At 48.9% G+C, this 3,391-nt stretch carries 3 protein-coding genes; 2 read left to right on the top strand and 1 reads right to left on the bottom strand.

Going from position 1 to position 3,391, the window contains the following annotated elements:
• Positions 1 to 159 precede the first annotated feature (159 nt).
• Positions 160 to 435, bottom strand: coding sequence for a hypothetical protein (locus SIN01_RS14290; protein WP_141306155.1), 276 nt, complete (start codon positions 433 to 435; stop codon positions 160 to 162).
• Positions 436 to 645: 210 nt separating this feature from the next.
• On the opposite strand from SIN01_RS14290, the gene SIN01_RS14285 reads away from it, so the two are divergent.
• Positions 646 to 2,058, top strand: coding sequence for a lipopolysaccharide biosynthesis protein (locus SIN01_RS14285; protein ID WP_141306154.1), 1,413 nt, complete (start codon positions 646 to 648; stop codon positions 2,056 to 2,058).
• A gap of 2 nt (positions 2,059 to 2,060) precedes the next feature.
• Positions 2,061 to 3,251, top strand: coding sequence for a glycosyltransferase family 4 protein (locus tag SIN01_RS14280; protein ID WP_141306153.1), 1,191 nt, complete (start codon positions 2,061 to 2,063; stop codon positions 3,249 to 3,251).
• Positions 3,252 to 3,391 lie beyond the last annotated feature (140 nt).

Here is a 3,391-nt window from a genome sequence, read left to right as displayed (position 1 = left end):
GCTGGCACGCATCAACAAAGGCGATCCCGCAGGCGCCAGAGCATCTTCGCGCTTAATCTCAAAATAGACGTTTTTATAAGGGTGTCTCAAAAGTCAATTGACTTTTGAGACACCCTCAATAAGAAAATCCGTTTCCTCAGTTTAGAGTGGAACGGATCGTCATGGCTGTTCAATTAATTCGCCGAATCGAAGCTTTCGGAAGTAGTAGCCGAAGTCGGCGCGCTGTCCAAACGCATTGGTCCGGCGAAACAGCACGCGCACATCGTCCTCCGGTAGCTCCTCATAGCGGATGATATCCAGATTATGCCTCATTGAAAAAGCGTTGACCGCATCGCGTATCGAAGCCGCTTCAACGATTTTCTGCGGTAGACGAATCGACACCGGCAGCGGCCTGCTACCGTCAAATTCCTCATAAATTGCAAATCGGCTGTTCATTTTTTCCCTCCTGTATTTATTGTCCCTAGCTTTTCCCTAATTCGCCCATCCTATGTCTTCACGCGGATCGCACCGGCAGCAACGGCCTGCAACGGTTTATCTCTGTCTATGATACATGATTTAAACCACCTTATAAATCAAAAACCCTGTATGAAATACACCTTTCTTTGAAAAACTAAACAATAAATGAAGAAAAGCGTGTGAACGAAGATGCATTCGCTGATAAAAAAATTAATTGGCTTTTCGCTTGGACCGGTTGTCGGTGCGTTGCTTTCATTCGTCACGATTCCGGTTACAACCTATTTCATTAGCCCGGAGGAATACGGCAAAGCAAGTATGTTTCTGCTTTTTCAAACCATTGCCGGCACGTTCCTTTTTTTCGGGATCGATCAAGCCTATACGCGTGAATACCATGAAGTTGACGACAAAACGCAGCTGTTTCAAAATGCCTTGCTCCTGCCTTTTGCGTTGGCAATGATCGTTTTCCTTTGTGCACTGCTTGTGCCTGAGCCGCTGTCCCTACTTCTATTTGGCCAAGCTGATGCGCGCTGGCCGACACTTCTCTTCGGGTTAATGACGGTTTTTATTGTTCTCGAACGCTTTATGATGCTGTCAATTCGAATGCAGGAAAAGGCATTTGAATATTCGCTGCTTGCGATCAACGTCAAAGCGGCCGTTCTTTTGCTGACCCTATTTTTTATCGCTTTCATTCGCCGCGATTTTTTAACGGTTGTCTACGCTGCCTCATTAGGGCAAATCATTGGCGACCTTTGGCTGTTTTGGCGCTGCCGCGCGCTGCTTGACTTTAGAAAAATGATGATTAACCGCCCCCTATTAAAAATAATGGTGCGGTTCGGTCTGCCGATTGTCGTAGCCACGTCACTCTCCAGCTTGCTTGGCGGACTCGACAGGCTGGCGCTTCGTCTTTGGAGCGATTTTAATCAAATCGGTATTTTTTCAGCGACCCTGAAAATCGCCGCTGTGCTCAATGTAATCCAAAGCGGGTTCACCAGTTTCTGGGTTCCCACCGCCTATCGCTGGTATTCCGAAAATCGACCGGCTGATTCATTTAAACGCGTTGGCGAAGCCGTTCTGCTGGTGATGTCGCTTTTGGCAGCAGCAATTTTTCTTTTCAAAAATCTGATCGTTGTACTTCTTTCCAGCAGCTACAGCGAAGCTCAATATCTGGTTGGTTTTCTCTGCCTGCAGCCGATCATCTATTCCGTCAGTGAAGCAACCGGTCTTGGCATCGTATTCAGCAAAAAAAGTAATCTGAACATCTGGGTCAGTCTCGCCGCGCTGATCCCGGCGGCGGTACTCGATGTTCTACTCGTTCCGTCGTTTGGTGCAAAAGGTGCGGCAATCGCCACCGCCGTCGCTTTTCTATTTTTTTTCAGCGCACGCACCTATTTTTCCGGAAAACATTGGATTCAGTTTCCCGTTGCCAAGCATTATGCCGTATTCCTACTTTTGCTGGCCGGCGCTTTTGCCAATGCGCAGACATTTCCAGGAGTTACCGCCCTTAATCTGCTGCTGTTCATCCTGCTGATCGTACTGCAGAAAAATACGATTCGGACGATTTGGCAGCTCTGGCAGCAATCACGATTGTCTAAGGAGGACTGACAGTGAACATTGCAATCATCGGTACAGAAAAAAAACCGCTGCCTGCTGTCCGTGGCGGCGCGGTAGAAACATTGGTCGATCTGTTGGTTAGGGAAAATGAACAAAAAAACGCCATCCATCTGGATCTTTACTCAATTGAAGATTCGCAAGCGGAACGGCAAAGCCAAGCGTTCAAGAATACAACGTTTTATTTTGTTTCTGCTTATGATCCATTCCGGCGGATGCGCGGCTTTGCAAATCGGCTCTGTGCAAAACTTCGTGTACGCTTTTGTTCCCACGTTTTTCTAAATCGAACCATTCATTTACTGAAGAAAAAACGCTACGACTGGATCATTGTCGAAAATCGGCCGCTTTACATTCCGAAACTGCGCCGCAATCTTAGCCGCCGCACGCGGCTTGCTCTGCATCTGCACAACGATACGCTGAGTTCCGACTGCTTTTATGCGCGCGCGGTCATTGCTCGATGCGACCTTGTGCTGTCGGTAAGCAGTTCTATTGAAAAACGGGTAAAAGCGGCAGGAGCGCATGCAGACAAGGCGTGCGTTCTTTACAATCGTATCGATACCCGCTTGTTTCATCCGGCGAATGATCCGCAACTGCAGCTAAGGGTTCGTCAGCAATGCGGCATTCCGGAAAACCGGCAAGTCATTCTTTATTACGGCAGGCTCAATCAAGGAAAAGGCGTACCGAATTTAATCCATGCGTTCTTCCACGCCTGGCATAATAATCCGGCACTCTATTTAGTTCTGCTTGGCGACTATTCCAGTAAAAAAGACCAGATCCTGATTCAACATGCCTTAGGCCGACTACCCGGCAGCAGCTACTTGCTGCTGCATGCCATTCCACATGAGGAATTGCCGGCCTATCTCCTCCAAGCAGACATCATCGCGCTGCCGTCACTGTATCACGAAGCATTCGGACTAGCCATCGCCGAGTCAATGGCTGCAGGAAAAGCGGTGATTACCACCAACGCCGGCGCAATCCCCGAGTTAATCGGCAATGATTCAGGGATCATTCTTCCAACCGATCCATTCATGGAACGACGCTTAACCAGCGCCCTGTTGCGCTGTGCCGCCAGTCCGGAATTACGAATGCGGCTCGGACTTAACGCCCGGCGCACTGCGCTGCGCCGGTTCCGCGCAGAAGGCTATCTGGACGAACTCATCGAGAAACTGAACCATGCAGTAAAATGACCCTGTTTGCCGCGGGGGTAACGAATCCACGGAAATTAGCGATGAAACCCGACTTGTAACGACACAATTTGCCATAAGAAAAACCGGGCAAAAAGCGCCCGGTCCTTTATCTCCAGCCATGTGTGATGGATTCGTGTCTT

This window comes from Sporolactobacillus inulinus, from assembly GCF_006539285.1.
GTDB lineage: Bacteria > Bacillota > Bacilli > Bacillales > Sporolactobacillaceae > Sporolactobacillus > Sporolactobacillus inulinus.
This window is presented reverse-complemented; position numbering and strand designations above follow the sequence as displayed.

Coding starts and splice junctions, on each gene's coding strand:
- SIN01_RS14285 (WP_141306154.1), top strand. CDS start 646: ATGCATTCGCTGATAAAAAAATTAATTGGCTTTTCGCTTGGACCGGTT.
- SIN01_RS14290 (WP_141306155.1), bottom strand. CDS start 435: ATGAACAGCCGATTTGCAATTTATGAGGAATTTGACGGTAGCAGGCCG.